Source organism: Roseateles microcysteis, assembly GCF_036880965.1.
Lineage (GTDB): Bacteria > Pseudomonadota > Gammaproteobacteria > Burkholderiales > Burkholderiaceae_C > JAUASW01.
Genome location: NZ_JBAJMV010000005.1, coordinates 81,121 through 97,550 on the forward strand (window position 1 = coordinate 81,121; position 16,430 = coordinate 97,550).

Here is a 16,430-nt window from a genome sequence, read left to right on the forward strand (position 1 = left end):
ACATGAACGAACTGGTATGAGCCTGCGCTCCGCTTTCGACAAGATCGAGCTTCAACTCGTCCGTGTCCTGCATACCGTGATCACCGAGCGCAGCGTCTCCCGGGCCGCGATGCGACTGCACATGACCCAGCCCGCCGTCAGCGCCCAGCTGAAACGGCTGCGCGCGCTCACCGGAGACGCGCTGCTGGTGCGCAGCGGTGCTGGCATGGCGCCCACGGCCACGGCGCTGGAGCTGCTGGCGCCGGCCGAGCGACTTTTGCAGGATGCCGACGAGCTGTTCGGCGAGCGCCGCCGCAAGAGTGGCTTCGATCCTTCCACCGCCTCGCTGCGGCTGAGGGTTGCTGCGAGTGACTATCTCGACCCGCTGTTCCTGCCCGAGCTGGTAGCGCATCTGCAGCGGCTCTCACCCGGCGTGCAGCTGGACCTGCAGCCCCTTTCGGCCGCATACGACTACCGCGTCAGCCTGGCCCGGGGCGAGGTGGACCTGGTGATAGGCAACTGGCTGGAGCCACCGGCCGAGCTGCACCTGGGCCGCCTGCTCAGCGACGAGGTGGTGTGCCTGGTCAGCGAGAAACATCCGCTCGCCAAGGCCAATGGCCGCGGCCTGACGGTCGAGAAATACCTGGCCTGCCAGCACCTGGCGCCAATGCCCCTGGGCGCTGGTCTGCCCGGCGTGATCGACCAGCACCTGGCCAGCCTCGGGCTCACGCGCCAGATTTCGGTGCGCTCGGCGTATTTCGGGCAACTGCCGCAGATGGTGGCCGACAGCCTGCTGGTGCTGACCACCGGCCGCCTGTTCTGCTCCCGCTATCTGGACCACTTGCCGGTCAAGGTCCTGCGCTGCCCGGTGGCCTTTCCGCCCATGGCTTACTACCAGCTCTGGCATGAACTGACCCACCAGTCCGTCGCGATGCGCTGGCTGCGCGAACAGGTGCGCGAAGTGGCGCGCAGCCTGGTGGCCCGTGCGCCGCTGGCCGCGCGGGTGCGCGACTGAACGAACATATTCTCTGGACCTCGATGACCCAACAAGTTCCCGTTCAACGCCTGGCCCTGCGCGGCGACCTGCTCGACTTCATGTCCACACCCGCCTGGGGTGCCGAGGACGACGCAGCGGTTCGCTTTCGGCCTGACCACTGGCTCCTGATCGAGAACGGCCGCATCGTCGGCGCGCAGCCCGAAGACCCCGACCCGAGCTGGCAGCGCGAGGACCATGCGGGCCGGATGATACTGCCCGGCTTCATCGACACCCATGTGCACTGCCCGCAGCTGGACGTGATCGCCAGCTACGGCTCCGAGCTCTTGGACTGGCTGAACCGCTACACCTTCCCGGCCGAGCGCCGCTATGCCGACCCGGCCGTGGCTCAGGCAGGTGCCGAGCGATTCCTCGATGCGCTGCTGGCCCATGGCACGACCTCGGCCGTGGTCTTTCCCACCGTGCACAAGGGTTCGGCCGAAGCGCTGTTTGAATCGGCGCGCGCGCGCGGCATGCGCCTCGTTGCTGGCAAGGTGCTGATGGATCGCCACGCGCCCGATGGCCTGCGCGACGATGTGGCGCAGGCCGAGCGGGATTGCATCGACCTGATCTCGCGCTTCCATGGCAAGGACCGCCTGGCCTATGCGGTGACGGTGCGCTTTGCACCCACCAGCACGCCCGAGCAGCTGGCGATGGCCGGCGCTCTGTGCAAGGCTGATCCCACGCTCTACATGCAGACCCATGTGGCCGAGAACCGTGCCGAAGTCGAGTGGGTGGCGAAGCTCTTTCCGCATGCACGCAGCTATCTCGACGTCTACGCCCGCGAAGGCCTGCTGCATCCACGCGCCGTGCTGGCCCATGGCATCTGGCTCGATGAGGCGGACCGTCGGGTGCTGGCCGAGACCGGCGCGCAGGTGGCGTTCTGCCCCTCATCCAACCTGTTCCTGGGCAGCGGCCTGTTCGACTGGCCGGCCGCGCGCCAGGCCGGCTTCCGGGTCAGCGCCGCGAGTGACGTGGGCGGCGGCACCTCGTTGTCGATGCAGCGCACACTGGCCGATGGCTACAAGGTGCAGGCGCTCAATGGCCAGCGCCTGTCGGCCTGGGTGGCCCTGCATGCCGCCACGCGTGGCGCGGCCGAGGCGCTGGGCCTGGGCGCAGAGATCGGCTCTTTCGATGTCGGCTCGGTGGCCGATGTCTGCGTCTGGGACTGGGCGCAGGGCCCGGTGGCCCAAGTTCGTGATGCGCTGGCGCGCACGCCGCATGAGCGGGTGTTCGCCTGGCTCACGCTCTCGGACGAGCGCAATCTGCGCGCTGCCTATGTGGCCGGGCAGGCCAGGGTGGTTGCCTAGAAGAGGTCCAGGCTGCCGGTGCTGATCTTCCTCAGCGAGGGGGCTGGCCGGCAGCGGCCGGTGGGCTTCAGGTCTGCTGGGCTCGACGGTCTTTCAGCACCCGATCCACCTCTGCGGCGAGACCCATCGGGCTGAATGGCTTGACCAGAAAGGCGTCCACGCCGGCAGTCAGGGCCGCCTCGCGGTCTGCGCTCTGCGCACGGGCGGTCAGCATGATGATGCCGGTCTGGCTCAGCTGTGGATCGGCACGCAACTGCTTGGTGAGTTCCAGGCCGTTCATGTCGCCCGGCATCATCATGTCCACGATCATCAGGTCGGGTCGGATGACGCCGGCCGACAGCAGGCCCTGCGCGCCGTTCGCGGCCTCGTGGATCTGGTGACCATCGAAATCCAGGGCCCAGCGTATCAGGCGGCGGATGTCAGAGTGGTCTTCAACGATCAGGATGGTGCTCATGGCGTGGAGAGTCGAGTATCAGGCGGCATGGTATCGGCAGTCGGCAGCCACAGGATGACCGTCGTGCCCTGCCCAGGCTGGCTTTGCAGCGCCAGCCGGCCGCCGTGCAGCTCGACGATTTCCTTCACGATGCTCATGCCGAGCCCGGTGCCAGGAATGGCGCCGGAGTCGTCGGCGCGGTAGAAGCGCTCGCTGACGCGTGCCAGCTGGTCCGGGCTCATGCCGATGCCCTGGTCCGCGACCTCGATGCCAGCCATGGGCTGGCCGTTGTGGAGCTCCAGCCGCAGTTGCAGCGACACGGTGCCGCCACCAGGAGAGTATTTGTAGGCGTTGGACAGCACGTTGCCGAGGGCCTGCTGAAGCTTGTTGCGGTCGACGCGCACCATGCAGCGCTCGGCCCGGCAGTGCAGTACCGGTGCCTCGCGCGAGGGCGGCGGGTTGAAGTCATGCACCAGGGCCGGCACGACGGTACACAGGTCCAGCGACTCGAGCACGAAGTCCTGCCCGCGGCGGGCCTCGATGCGCGCCAGGTCCAGCAGCTCGTTGATGACCGCAATCATCAAGGTGGACTGTCGGTGGATGATCTCGAGCACCTCGCGCCGGCGTGCATCGTCCATCTGCCGGTGCTGCAGGATTTCGACGAAGCCGTAGATGCTGGCCATGGGCGTGCGCAGCTCGTGCGCGGCCATGGAGAGGAACTCGCTCTTCATGCGGTCCACCTCGAAGGCGTGGCTCACGTCCCGCAAGGCCAGCACCTGGGATATGGCCTCCGACTTCCCTTCGCGCAGCCGCAGTTCCAGCACGCGGTGCGTGGGCCGCTTGATCTCGATGACGACGTGGCGGTCCTCGTCGTTGCTGTCCCGCTGCATCGCAGCGAAGCCGAGCCAGCTGATGGCGCCGTCGGTCTGCCGGCGCAGCAGGGCTTCCAGGGCCGCCTCATCGAGCCCGAGCGGGTCTACGGCGATGCCGGTCAGGCGGGCGAAGGCCGGGCTGGCATAGCTCACGCGGCGCTGGGCGTCGAAGGACACGAAGGCGTCGGGTGTCAGCTCGAAGATGGCATTGAGCTGGGCGCCGCGCGCCTGCAGCTGGCCCACCAGGCCTCCGATCATCTGGCTGATTGCACTGAGGTCGTCGCCCGCGCCCTCACGATGGCCTGCATCGGCGCCTGCACTGACCTGTGTCAGGCCTTCGAGCACCTGGCGCAGCGCCACCAGGGCGCGTTCACGGCTGCCCAGCTCCTCGCGCAAGCGCTGTTCCAGCAAATGCTGCTCGGTGATGTCGCGGAAGGCCATCACATGGCCGACCGCCTGACCCTGGTCATCGTTGATCAGCGAGAGGCTGGAGTCCACCACGCGGATCTCGCCAAGGGCGTCAGCCATGCGCAGGCGCCGGCCGCTCCAGGGGCGCAGGGCGCGACCGTCGTCGAACGCCTGAGGCAGGACGTCCTGCATCAGGCGGCCCGTCAGGTGGGACAGGGGCAGTCCTATCGTCTGCTGGGCGGCCGGGTTGGCCAGCACGATGCGGCCGTCGGCGTCGAGCGTGAACACGCTGTCGGCAATGGCCCTCAGCGTGACAGCCGCCTGTGCCCGCTGCAACTGCAGGCTGGCGGCCGTGCGGCCAAGCACCTCGAAGGTGGCCCGGAACTCGGTCGGCGCATCGTCGGCCGACAGCAAGGCCTGGGTCGGGTCGCCGCTGATCAGCGCCCGCTCGAAATCCTGCACCTGGTTGAGCCGACCCAGCCAACGCACCAGCAAGAGGCGAATGAGGCCCAGGCCCGCCACCAGGCCCACGAGGCCCATGGCCAGCGTGACCAGGGTCTGCTGCCAGAGCTTGCCGGCAATGCGGTCGCTGGCGAAGCTGAGTCGCAACACGCCGTAGTCGCTGCCGCCCACGACGACCGGCAGGTTGCTGTCCAACAGCAATTCGGCCACCCGATCCTGCAGCCATGCCGGCGGTGCCGTACTGGGCACGCCTGGATTGGGCGCCTTGACGACGCCGCCGCGCAGATCGATGAAGCTCGCGCTGCTGAAGGAGGAATGCTGGACCGCCCGCTCCAGCGTGCGCTGGATGGTGTCGTAGTCGCCGATCACGGCGCTGTCCGAGATCACCGGCAGGATCACGCTGTTGAGGGTGTCGGCGCGTTCCTGGGCCTCGGTCAGCTCGACCTGAAACTGGTAACGGTAGAACAGCGCCAGCGCAGACGCCACGAAGACCAGCAGCGTGATCGAGTAGAGCGCAAACACCCGCCCGACCAGCGAGCGGGGAAGCAGTGCCTGCAGCACCCGAGCCACGGCCGCTCAGCGCAGTTGAGCGGGTGCGCTGCGGTAGAAGTCCCGGTAGGCGCCGTACTCCGCGCCGTCGGAGCTGATGAAGTAGGCCTCGGCGCCCAGCCCCACCTGCTGCGAGGCCTGTTCCAGGATGGCCCGGCCCTCGGGGTCCTTGTGCATGCCGATGAAGGCGGCTGCGACGGCGCGCTGCGTGCTGTCGGGCACCTTCGCAGAAGCCATCAGCGCCAGGTCGTGCAGCGGCGGTGAACTCCAGAGCACCCTGAATTTCTTGCCCTCGCGCTTGGCAAAGCCCTCGGCCAGCTGCGAATTGGCACCGACCGCAGCGACCTTGCCGCTGAACAGTTGCGCAAAGGCGCCGTCCATGTTGCCGCCGAAGACGGTCTTGAACTCGACCTTGCGGCTCATCAGCTGGGCCGCCGGGAACTTGTAGGCGATCAAGGCCTCCTGGCCCGGGAAAGCCACTTCCTTGCCTTGCAGTTGCGAGAGATCGGTGATGTGCGAGTCGGCAGGCACCAGGATCTGGCCATGAACCGGCGGCGTGAGCCGGCGCGCCAGGACCTTCCAGCCAAGCTTCTCTCGCTCCGGGCTGAACATGTGGTTGCTGAAGATGAATTCGACCTCCTGGGCGAGCACGTAGGAGGTGGTGTCCGCCGAGGTACGGCCGAGCTTGAGCTGGAGCTTCACGCCGCTCTTGGCCGACACGTAGCTGATGATGGGATTCCAGTAGGCGGCCGTCAGGTTGATGCCGTACTGGTTGACTGGCGAGAACTGGTAGGCGGGCGCGTTGCCCTGTGCCCATGCAGCGGGCAGCAGGCTGGACAGGCACAGAGCCAGCAAGGCCAGGTCGCGGCGAAGGATCATTGGCTTCATGAACGGAACTCCGGGTAGACGGTCCATCAGGGCCTCAAGTCTAGGCAGGGGCGCGGCCCAGGCGTTGACATGGGACAGCCCCGGCTGGCCCCGAGCGTCAGAGCGGTAATCTGTCACGTGGCCATGCGGTCTGTCGGCAACGGCTGCAGGCCGTGACGGCGCTTGGGCTGTTGGTCCGGACCGACCTGGCTCCGGGCCGGCCTGCCTTCTATAGTCGCGACAGCCGGCGAGGACCGGTAACCCAACACAGGAGCGAGAAACCGATGAACCCCAAGAAGTCGATCACGAGCTTTGCCCCGGCCAGCCTGCTGGCTGCAGCCCTCTGTCTCGGGCTTGCCACCGCGGCACCCACCAGCGCCGCGGCCCCCACCAAGGCTGCCGCGAAAGCCGCCAAGCGCTACACCATCGAGCAGTTCATGGCCACGGTCTCGATCGGCGGCGCCTCCTTCAGTGCCGATGAAAAGCGCATCCTGTTCTCCAGCAATGTGACCGGCATCTTCAATGTCTACAGCATCGCGGTCACAGGCGGTGAGCCGGTTGCGCTGACAAAGTCGACGACGGACAGCAACTACGCCGTTGGCTTCTTCCCCGAAGACGACCGTGTACTGCTGACCCGCGACCAGGCCGGCAATGAGCAGAACCATCTCTATGTGCGCGAGCTCGACGGCAGCGAGAAGGACCTGACCCCCGGCGACAAGCTGAAGGCGGCCTTTGCCGGCTGGAGCGGCGACAACAGCGCCTTCTACGTGACGAGCAATGAGCGCGACCCGCGCTTCTTCGACCTCTACCGCTACGACGCCAAGACCTACGCCCGCACGCTCGTCTACAAGAACGAGACCGGCATGTCGCCGGGTGCGATCAGCCGCGATGGCCGCTGGCTGGCGCTGGGCAAGACCAACACCACGGCCGACTCCGACGTCTACCTGTTCGACACCCAGAACCAGGCCCTCAAGCACATCACCTCGCACCAGGGCGTGGCCAGCTATTCAGCGGCCACTTTCGACCCGGCCTCCAAGCGCCTGCTGCTGACGACCAATGACGGCAGCGAGTTCACCCGGCTGGTCGCCTACGACCTGGCCAGCGGCCAGATGAGCGATGTGGAGAAGGCCGACTGGGACATCGCCTACACCGACTACTCGCGCGACGGCCGCTTCCGTGTCACCGGCGTCAATGCCGATGCCAGCATCAAGATCACGATCCGTGAAGGCGAGAAGTTGCTGCCCCTGCCCAAGCTGCCGGAGGGCGAGCTGCGCGGCGTCAACTTCTCCAGGAGCGGCACGAAGATGGCGTTCTACGTGAACGGCGACCGCTCGCCGAGCAACCTCTTTGTTCATGACTTCGCCACGAAGAAGACGACGCAGCTGAGCCGCAGCATGAGCAAGGAGATCGACCCGTCCGAGCTGGTCGAGGCGAAGATCGTTCGCTTCAAGTCCTTCGACGGCATGGTGATTCCTTCGGTCTACTACGAACCCAAGGGTGCCTCGCCCGGCAACAAGGTGCCGGCCGTGCTGCTGGTGCATGGCGGCCCTGGCGGCCAGACCATGCGCGGCTACAACGCGCTGGCGCAGTACCTGGCCAACCATGGCTATGCGGTGCTGGGCATCAACAACCGCGGCAGCTCGGGCTATGGCAAGAGCTTCTTCACCGCGGACGATGGCAAGCATGGCCGCGAGCCGCTGTGGGACTGCATCGAAGCCAAGACCTTTCTTGCCTCCACCGGCGTGATCGACCATGAGCGCATCGGCATCATGGGCGGCAGCTACGGCGGCTACATGACGCTGGCCGCCATGGCCTTCCGGCCCGAGGCCTTCAAGGTCGGCGTGGACATCTTTGGTGTCAGCAACTGGTTGCGCACCCTGGAATCGATCCCGCCCTATTGGGAGAGCTTCCGCAAGGCCCTGTATCAGGAGGTGGGCGACCCGGTGAAGGACAAGGACTTCCTGATCGCCACTTCACCCCTGTTCCATGCCAAGGAGATCAGGAAGCCGCTGATGGTGATCCAGGGCGCCAACGACCCGCGTGTGATCAAGCCGGAGAGCGACGAGATCGTCGAGGCGGTCAAGAAGAACAATGTGCCGGTGGAATACGTGGTCTTCCCCGACGAGGGCCACGGCTTTGCCAAGAAGAAGAACCAGATCGAAGCGAACCGCAAGATCAAGGAGTTCCTCGACAAGTACCTGCTGCCGACCTCTGGCAAGTAAGCGAAGGAGCCGCCATGACCAGCCTGATCCTGTGGTGCCTGTTGTTCATCTTTTGCTGGCCGCTGGCTCTGCTGGCCCTGGTCCTGTGGCCCCTGGTCTGGCTGCTCAGCCTGCCGTTCCGGCTGCTCGGCATCGGCGTGGAAGCTGTGTTTGCACTGCTGCGCGCCATGCTGATGTTGCCGGCCCGGCTGCTTGGGGGCGGGCGGTAATAAGTCACTAGTTCAGGACGGCAGCGTCCGCAACAGCTCTTACATCGTGTTGCGGGCGCTGCGGGGCGTTTGCCCTCACCATTGCGTCAGGCCCGGTCATGCCGGGATTGGCAGTACAAAGGTTGGGACAAGAACATGCGATTCGAAGGCACGCTGAAGACCTGGGATGACGACCAGGCCTCGGGAACGATTGAACCTCAAGGGGGCGGTCAGGCCTTGTTCGTCCGCATCTCGGCCTTTCCCGGCGACGCGCAGGCGCCGCAGCCCGGCGAAGCCCTCAGCTTCGAAGTGGAACTGAGCCCCTCGGGCCGCAAGCAGGCGGTGCGGGTTCGGCGCCTCAGCTCGCAGCGTGGCGGCTTCAAGCCCTCACGTTCGCGCTCGGAGCGCCTGGCCGCATCGGGTGTGCGCCGCCGCAGCTGGATGGTGGGCACGGCTGCCGCAGTGCTGCTGACCACCGTGGGTGGCCTGGCGCTGATGCGCCATTACGAGCCAGAAGCGAGTGCCAAGTTTTCTGCGCTGAGCAATGAGCTCAATCCGGACACCTCACCGCCACCGCTGAAGGCTGCCAAGGCCGGCAGCAAGGGGTCGGCTGCCAAACCGGCCCCGGCCAAGCATTGATCGGCTCTGGCCTCTCGGCCTCAGATCCGCCACTCCAGGCGCATTTGCCACTGCGTGAAGGTGCGGCCGCCGCTCTCGGTGGTGATCATCTGCTCGCCGGTATTGATCACGCTTGAGTTGGCATAGGCTAGCGGTGAGAGGTTGGTGGCTGACAGGCGCAGCCCCACGTCCTTGTTCACGTTCCACAGCGCGAAGGTGTCGAGCACCCGCTTCTTCGTGGTGGTCGCAGCGGTCAGCACCGATTGCTGGATCTGGTTGGCTGGCGTGAAGTTGATGCTGGCGCCCAGGGTCACCGGCGCACTGCGCAGCCGGTAGTCCACGCCGAAGTTGGCCACGCCCTTGGGCTGCTGGTCGAGCTTGTTGTTGGGGCCGGGAATGCCCTCCACGCTGGAATGAAACACGCTCAGGTTGGCGCGAATCTGCAGCGGCATTGCGTCCGCGATGAACTCGTCCAGCCGGAACTTGGCCTCCAGCTCGATGCCCTGGGTGCGTGCCTTGCCGATATTGCGCGGCCGCGACACCCAGCGCTGCACGTTCGACCAGCTGACCGTTTCCAGCTCGGTCACGTTGCGCATCAAATCGGTGATGCGGCGTGAGAACACATTCGCACTCAGGACGCCGCCCTTGCTCAGGTAGCGCTCGAAGGCGAGGTCGATGCCATTGGCCAGCTCGGGTTTGAGGTTCGGGTTGCCGGCGCGGTCGGCATAGTTGGCAGTGTTGGCTCCACTCGGGTATTGGGAGTTGACGTTGGGGCGGGCCACCAGGTCCTGCAATTGCGGGCTGCGGTAGCTGCGCGTGAGACTCATGCGGACCTGATCGCGGCTCTTCTCGTCGGGCTTCCAGACCGCATGGAGCAGCGGCGTCAGGACGCTGGATCGGTTGCTGACCGCGTAGGTGGTGGCCGTGCTCTTGCTCTCGATGCCTTCCCAGCGCAGGCCGGCATAGGCCGACCATTGCTTGCTCGGGCTCCATTCATCCTGGATGTAGGCCGCGGTGCGCAGCGTCGAGGCCTGGAACTCGTCGCCGAACTCCAGCACGCCGCGGCAGGCCAGGCCGTTCTCGCGGCAGACGCGGGTCGAGTTCTGCTTCTGGCCTTCCGCCTCGATGCCACCGACCAGGCTGTGCTCGCTCGGCAGCATCTGGTGCGACAGCTTGGTGTTGAGGCTCCAGGACTGGTTGTCGCTGTCGCTCCTGTCGTCCTGCACGCGGCTGGCCACCTTGGCCGGCGCGATGTATTCCTGGCGCTGGCTGTGGCTCTTCATGTCGCCGCGGCCAATGCCGCCGCGCACTTCCAGGCGAGTCTCGGGGCCGAGGCGGTTCATCCACTGCGCATTGATGCGCGCCATCGTGAACTCGTTGTTGCTCTGCGTGTCCACGCTGTTGTAGTTGATGCCGGGCGTCTGTTCTGAGTGGTTGATGCCATTGCCCTTGCTGGACGCAAGGAAGGGCTGGATGGACAGCGAGCCGCCGTCGTTCAGCCGCCACTGCAGCCGCGCATTCATGTTCAGGGAGCTGCGGCTGTTCTCGTGCGTGCCGGTGGTGGTCTGCACGGATTCGCTGCCGGTGCGCAGGTCACGCGTCGTGGCACGGACGGCCACGTCGTCGATGTTGTCGCCGCGATGGGCATTGATGGTGATGTTGTAGGCGCCGCCGTTGTCGTTCAGCTTGTCGTTGCGGGTCCAGGAGGCATTGGGCCGTATGCGCCCCTTCTCTTCGGCAAGGGCCAGGCGCACTTCATTGAGCCGTTTCTGCAAGGCCTCGCGCAGCACCACATTGATGGTGCCGGCAATGGCGCGCGCGCCATGCTCGGCCGTGGGCGCACGCATGATCTCGATGCGCTCGACCTGCTCGGGTGGCAACTGGTCCAGCGCGAAACCGGGCGGCATGCGCTCGCCGTTGACGAGGATCTGCGTGTAGCCGCCGCCCATGCCGCGCATGCGCACATCGCCACCGCGGCCGGGTCTGCCGCCCGTGGTCACGCCGGGCAGGCGCTTCAAGACTTCACCGAGGTTGTTGTCGCCGTAGCGCTCGATCTCCTCGCGGCCGATGACGATCTTGGCAGCCGTCGAAGCGCGGCGCTTGCCGTCGTCATTGCTGCTGCCTTCGATGTCCACGCGCTGCAGCTGCTGTTGCTGCGGCGCTTTCTGATCGGCTGCGGGCGGGCGCTGGGCCGGGCGCTGTAGTGGCGCGGCGGGCTTGACCGGTGAAGGGGCAGGCGCACTGGCTGGAGCCGCGGGCGGCGTGGCAGTCTGGGCCGCGGCCGGCAGGGCGGCGACCAAGGCCAGCGCAAGGGCGGCAGACAGCGGATGGAGGGCAAACGTGGCTTGGTCGGTCATGGTCGCGAGGCCGCAGCAGGGCGGCCGGGCAGAGGTCTCGTGGATGCAGGCAGGCGCCGGGCCGGGGCGGCCGGCAGCGCAGGCGCGAAGCATCGCATGGATGACCCGGCCGGACCTCGGTTCTGGGGGCGCGTTTACCGCTTCTTTACCTGCAGCAACGCGGCTTGTTGCAGATCGCTCAAGCCGACGATTGATTCTCGAAGCGCAGCTTCTTGATGCGGCCGGTGTCGACCAGCAAGGCCTGCACCTTGCCGGTGGCATCGCGTTCGACGCGCAGGAGCTGGGTCGGCTGCATCCAGTAGCCGCCGCTGCGCAGCTCGACCAGATCGGCTGTCAGTGCATGCAGGGTCCAGGACTGCCGGGACTTCAGGAGCGGGCCTTCGGCGCGCAGGCTCAGGTCCTCGGCGATGTGCCAGCAGGCGTCCGCATCCTTGCTGTAGTAGCGGCCAGCAAGGCCGAGCGGCATCGGCGCTGCCGGGTCGACGCGATGCAGCCTGGCGATGCGACCGGCGCCGATGTCCAGGCTCAGCGCCTCGGGGCCGTCGGTACACAGGCGGAACTCATAGACGCCCCGCAGCGGCCGCCAGTTGCCGTCGGCATCGGCCTGCAGCTCGAAGCCGGCACCCCATTGCGAGCACATCACGCGGCCTGCGTCGTCCACAGTCAATTCGATCAGCTGGCCCTGCTCGGCATCGAGCCAGCGACCTTGCCAGGCGGCGAGACTGCATGTTGGCGTAGGCGCGGGCCGGTCCAGCGCGAGGCTCGCCAGTTCGCGAGCGACCTTGTAGGGATTGCTGCCGCCGTCGTTGGAAATCACGACGACGGCGAGGCGCTCCTCAGGCAAGAGCAGGAACTCGGTGCGAAAGCCCGGCCACAGCCCGCCGTGGCCGATGGTGGCCAGGCCTTGCCAATGGCCATGCTCCAGCCCGCGCGCATAGGGCGACGCGTGGCCCGTCAGCAGCGGCGCATGCGCTTGCAATGCCGTGACCAGCTCGGCCATGCCTGGCCCCGGTTGCAGGAGCTGCGCAGCCCAGATCAGCATGTCTTCCACGGTCGACACCAGCCCGCCTTCGCCGCCGTGCTCGAATCCATGCATCGCGCGGCGCCAGTGGCCGGGCTCGCTGCTGTCGGGCAGGTAGGGCGTGGCCAGGCCGGGCTGTGGGCGGTCGCATGCCTTCACCATTTGCGTGGCCTGCATGCCCAGTGGCCGGAACAGCTGCTGCTGCAGGAATTCATCAAGGCTGTGGCCGCTGATGCGCTCCACCAGCAGGCCCAGCAGGGCGAAACCGCTGTTGCAGTAGAGGAAGCGGCTGCCGGGCCTGAAGTTCAGGTGCCTGCAGCGCGCAATCGTCTGCAAGAGCTGCTCACGGTCCACGCGCAAGTCGAGGTTCACGCCGCCCAGGCGCAAAAGCTCCAGCATGTCGGGCAGGCCGCTGGTGTTGCGCGCCAGCTGGTCCAGCGTGATCGCTTCGGGCAAGCCGCCCAGTTCGGGCAGATGCTGGCGAACATCGTCGGTCATGCGCAGCAAGCCTTGCGACTGCAGCAAGAGCACGGCGGCCACGGTGAACTGCTTGGAGACCGAGGCGATGCGCAGCCTGGAGTCGCGCCGCAGCGGCGTTTGCTGCTCCAGGCTGGCCAGGCCGTAGCCCTTGGCGAGCAGCACCTCGCCGTCGCGCAGGAGGCCCACGCTGTAGCCCGGCGCTGCGCGGCCTTGCAAGGCCGCGAAGTAGTGGTCGACGCGGGTTTGCAGATGGGCCGCCGCAGCGTGGATCATGGGTGCTCCTCAGAGGCTGGCCAGTGTAGTGGCGGCACTCCTTCAATCGCGACCTCGCAGGCGTTGCTTGAGCTGCACGCCCTTGACGATGCGCTTCCACTCGGCCAGCCGCTCGCGCCGCTCCAGGTAGCTCATCTCGCCTCGCTGCGCCTCGCGTTGCAGCTTCTCGTAGCTCTTCAAGCGCTTGGCGCTGACACCTTCGCGCACCGCGCAGCCGGGCTCATCGCCGTGGCTGCAGTTGCGGAAGCGGCAGGCTTGGGCGAGGTTCTGAACATCGTCGAAGGCCTGCGCCACGGCGTTCGCGTCGGCGTCCAGCGTGAGGCTGCGCAGGCCCGGCGTGTCGATGATGCAGGCGCCGCTGGTGCAGCGGTGCAGGCTCCGGCTGGTGGTGGTGTGGCGGCCGCGGCTGTCGTCGAGTCGCACCGAGCCGGTGAGCTGCTCCGACTGCCCGCTCAAGGTGTTGGTGAGCGTGCTCTTGCCAGCGCCGCTGGATCCCAGCAGGACGAGCGTCTGGCCCAGGCCCATGTAGGGCTCGAGCACCGAGCAGCTCTCGGCCGACGTGCCGTCCACCGCCACCACATCGAGCAGGCCGGCGTGGCTGTGGGCGAGGTGTCGACGCACCTCGGCAAGGCGGTCGGGCAGATTGGCGCAGAGGTCGGCCTTGCTCAGCACCACCACGGCGGGCACGTCGGCACTGCGAGTCAGCACCAGGTAGCGATCGAGCCGGGCGAGGTTGAAGTCCTTGTCAAGGCCGAGTACCAGCAGCGCGCAGTCGATGTTGCTGACCAGCGGCTGCAGCCAGCCTTCGGGGTCACGCCGGCTCAAGGCACTGAGCGGCGGGATGCGCGCGCACACCCAGGCGCTGTCGCCCTCGGGCTGGGCGAGCACCCAGTCGCCAACGGCGAGGCGCTGGCCATGGGCCCGCAGGGCACTCAGCAGGGCCGGGCGGATGCGGCCTTGCATTGCGCCGTCGGCGCCCTCAAGGCGCAGCACATCGCGGTGGATTTCGGTCACGCGGACGAGCGCCGCGGCGGGGTGCTGGTCCGACAGTGCGGGCAGCAGGGGGAGGATGGATTGATTCAGGCCAAGGCGGCGCAGCGCCTCGAATTGCAAGCTGTCGAGCATGACGTTCTCATGGGCAAATGGAGCCAGTCCCCGCGGCGGTGTTCGTCGCAGGGGAATGAGGTCAAGGTCGGCCGCGGGCGCGGCAGCTTGTCAGGCGGGGAGGTCTTGCGGCGCGGCTGCGCCCAGGGCGAGCGCAGCGCGGAGGTCTCTTGCCTTCAGGCAGCCAGGGCGGCGGCCGACAGGAGGTGGGCAATGTCATGGATTGCGTTCATGGGGCGCTCCTGTGTGAAGGGTTGAGAGGGAAGCAACAGGCGCGCAGTGTGCCGGCGGGTGCCGAGCCGCGTCAATAGTCATGGCGCCACAAAAGCAAAGAGCCACCAGGGGTGGCTCTTCTTCGCTTCCGGACACCTGCGCACTGGGCTGGCGACGGTTTACTTCAGCGCTGGTGACGGGTTCCAGTTCTCTGCCCAATTTGCAGCCGGTTTTCGCTTCCGTGCCTTGCATTGTGCTGAAGGCTCGTGACGGCGATATGACGAAGAACAAACATTCTTCGGTTCATATCGCCTTCAGTGCCGAGTACCGGCTCAGCGCGACGACAGCTCGCCCAGGGCCTTGCGGTCCTTGCTGCGCACGCGCTTGTCGGCCTTCAGCTTCTCGGCCTGCTTTTCCTCGGCCGTGTGCTCGGTCGGCATGGGCTTGCGCGGCAGGCGTGCTTCGGTGGTGGCGGCGTTGTAGACCAGGGTGGCCAGCACCACGGCGGCCTGCTTCATGTCGTCGGGCAGCACGTGGTCGGAGGAGTCGACATGCGTGTGGTGCAGGCGGGTGAAGTAGTCCAGCGGGTCCTGGATGAACTGGAACCCGGGCAGGCCCACCTGGTCGAACGAGGCATGGTCGGTCGAGCCGGTGGAATTGTTGGTGATGACGCCGTCGCTCAGGTCGCTGACCTGGCCGAACCAGTCGGCGAACGAAGCGCGAGCGGCGGCATTGCCCTGGGTGTAGATGCCACGCAGCTTGCCGCTGCCGTTGTCCACATTGAAGTAGAGCGAGAGCTTTTCATGCTCGGGCTTCACGGTGATGGGCCAGCCCGGGTTGCTCCACATCCAGCGCGGCAGCGCGCGTTCCTTCGGGTCGGTCGGTTTCGGGCGGCTGGCGAAATGCTCTTCCACGTAGGCGGCCGAGCCGACCAGGCCCTGTTCCTCGCCGGACCACAGACCCAGGCGCACGGTGCGCTTGGGGTTCACGCCGACGGCCTTGAGGATGCGGATGGCTTCCATCGTGATGGCCACGCCGGCTGCGTTGTCAACGCCGCCGGTGGCGCCGTGCCAGGAGTCCAGGTGGGCGCCCAGCATCACGACCTCGGGGCCGCTGCCGGGGATCTCTCCGAGCGTGTTGTGGGCGTTCACGTCTTCGTCGTGGAAGCGGGCGTCGACGCTGAAGGTGATCTTGGGCGTGATGCCGTTCTCGATGGTGCGGGCCAGCATGTTGTAGTGCTCCACCGGCAGCATCAGGCCAGGCACTGGGAAGGTCTTGCCCACGCGGTGGTTCTGGCCCATCACGCGGACGAGGCCGCCATCCCAGGAGCTGCGGAACAGGGCGCCGGCAGCGCCTTCTGTCTTCAGGAAGGCTTCGCGTGCGTCGTTGAAGCGGCTGAACTTGCGGCGCGCCTCCACGCTGTCGGGCGGGGTGTTGCCGTCGTTGGCCGGTGCCTTGATGTTGAAGGCGCGCATCTCGTTGAGCTCGGCGGCCGAGTAGCGCTTGGAGACCTCACGGCGCGGCTCCTCGGTGTCCATGGGCTCGTTGAGCATCACGACCTTGCCCTTGATCTTGCCCTTGTACTTGGCGAGCTCGGCTTCGGTGACGGCGTCGAGCATCACGACCTCGGCCTCGACCGTGCCATTGGTGCCCGGCGTCCAGGCCAGCGGGATGGTGTGCAGCGAAGTCCTGCGCGGGAAGGTCAGGTCCATGCTGGCCTTGTCATAGGTCCAGCCGCGGCCGAACTCGAAGGCTTCCTGGTGCACATTGGCCAGGCCCCAGCTCTTCATGCGCTCCATGGTCCAGAGGCTGGCCTCGCGCATCTTCGGGGAGTTGGTCAGGCGCGGGCCGATCTTGTCGGTCAGGTGGTGCAGCGTCTGCATGACCTGGGAATGGTTGAAGCCCTGGTCCCGGATCGCGTTGATCACTTCGGGATCAGGCTTGGCGCTCACGAGCACGGGGACCAGCAGGGCGGCCACGGCCAGCGCCTGTTGCAGTTTGTTCAGCTTCATCGAGGGGCTCCGACGGATATTTGGATCCA

At 66.8% G+C, this 16,430-nt stretch carries 12 protein-coding genes; 5 read left to right on the plus strand and 7 right to left on the minus strand.

Going from position 1 to position 16,430, the window contains the following annotated elements; all coding sequences use genetic code 11:
* Positions 1 to 16 precede the first annotated feature (16 nt).
* On the plus strand, positions 17 to 994 hold the full coding sequence (locus V3596_RS14795; protein WP_334278545.1) for a LysR family transcriptional regulator: 978 nt from the start codon (positions 17 to 19) through the stop codon (positions 992 to 994).
* Positions 995 to 1,017: 23 nt separating this feature from the next.
* Complete coding sequence (guaD, locus tag V3596_RS14800) at positions 1,018 to 2,322, plus strand: guanine deaminase (RefSeq protein ID WP_334278546.1); 1,305 nt, start codon at positions 1,018 to 1,020, stop codon at positions 2,320 to 2,322.
* A 67-nt stretch (positions 2,323 to 2,389) separates the two neighbouring features.
* Here the strand turns inward: guaD and V3596_RS14805 are convergent, their stop codons facing one another.
* The 3 genes from V3596_RS14805 to V3596_RS14815 are packed head-to-tail and all read right to left on the minus strand — an operon-like array spanning position 2,390 to position 5,934.
* Positions 2,390 to 2,776: a response regulator transcription factor gene (locus tag V3596_RS14805; RefSeq protein WP_334278547.1), complete on the minus strand. Its 387-nt coding sequence runs from the start codon at positions 2,774 to 2,776 to the stop codon at positions 2,390 to 2,392.
* On the minus strand, positions 2,773 to 5,067 hold the full coding sequence (locus tag V3596_RS14810) for an ATP-binding protein (RefSeq protein WP_334278548.1): 2,295 nt from the start codon (positions 5,065 to 5,067) through the stop codon (positions 2,773 to 2,775). The genes V3596_RS14805 and V3596_RS14810 overlap by 4 nt, the downstream gene beginning before the upstream one ends.
* Before the next feature lie 6 nt (positions 5,068 to 5,073).
* Positions 5,074 to 5,934 carry a phosphate/phosphite/phosphonate ABC transporter substrate-binding protein gene (locus V3596_RS14815; protein WP_334278550.1) on the minus strand — a complete coding sequence of 287 codons (861 nt, stop codon included), beginning with the start codon at positions 5,932 to 5,934 and terminating at the stop codon, positions 5,074 to 5,076.
* A 263-nt stretch (positions 5,935 to 6,197) separates the two neighbouring features.
* On the opposite strand from V3596_RS14815, the gene V3596_RS14820 reads away from it, so the two are divergent.
* The 3 genes from V3596_RS14820 to V3596_RS14830 all read left to right on the plus strand — a co-directional run bounded on the left by V3596_RS14820 (position 6,198) and on the right by V3596_RS14830 (position 8,962).
* Positions 6,198 to 8,135, plus strand: coding sequence for a S9 family peptidase (locus V3596_RS14820; protein WP_334278551.1), 1,938 nt, complete (start codon positions 6,198 to 6,200; stop codon positions 8,133 to 8,135).
* A 14-nt stretch (positions 8,136 to 8,149) separates the two neighbouring features.
* On the plus strand, positions 8,150 to 8,344 hold the full coding sequence (locus V3596_RS14825; RefSeq protein WP_334278552.1) for a hypothetical protein: 195 nt from the start codon (positions 8,150 to 8,152) through the stop codon (positions 8,342 to 8,344).
* A gap of 135 nt (positions 8,345 to 8,479) precedes the next feature.
* Entirely contained in the window at positions 8,480 to 8,962 is a 483-nt protein-coding gene (locus V3596_RS14830) for a cold-shock protein (protein WP_334278553.1), read from the plus strand.
* Positions 8,963 to 8,982: 20 nt separating this feature from the next.
* On the opposite strand, the gene V3596_RS14835 is transcribed toward V3596_RS14830, so the two are convergent.
* The 4 genes from V3596_RS14835 to V3596_RS14850 all read right to left on the minus strand — a co-directional run bounded on the left by V3596_RS14835 (position 8,983) and on the right by V3596_RS14850 (position 16,401).
* Positions 8,983 to 11,298 (minus strand): TonB-dependent receptor plug domain-containing protein, encoded by a 2,316-nt coding sequence (locus V3596_RS14835; protein WP_334278554.1) that lies wholly within the window; start codon positions 11,296 to 11,298, stop codon positions 8,983 to 8,985.
* 178 nt (positions 11,299 to 11,476) lie between these two features.
* Positions 11,477 to 13,072 carry a serine hydrolase domain-containing protein gene (locus tag V3596_RS14840; protein ID WP_334278555.1) on the minus strand — a complete coding sequence of 532 codons (1,596 nt, stop codon included), beginning with the start codon at positions 13,070 to 13,072 and terminating at the stop codon, positions 11,477 to 11,479.
* A 42-nt stretch (positions 13,073 to 13,114) separates the two neighbouring features.
* Entirely contained in the window at positions 13,115 to 14,197 is a 1,083-nt protein-coding gene (gene rsgA, locus V3596_RS14845; RefSeq protein ID WP_334278556.1) for a ribosome small subunit-dependent GTPase A, read from the minus strand.
* A gap of 524 nt (positions 14,198 to 14,721) precedes the next feature.
* A complete protein-coding gene (locus tag V3596_RS14850) occupies positions 14,722 to 16,401 on the minus strand; it encodes a M20/M25/M40 family metallo-hydrolase (protein WP_334278557.1) in 1,680 nt (559 codons plus the stop codon).
* Positions 16,402 to 16,430: the final 29 nt, after the last annotated feature.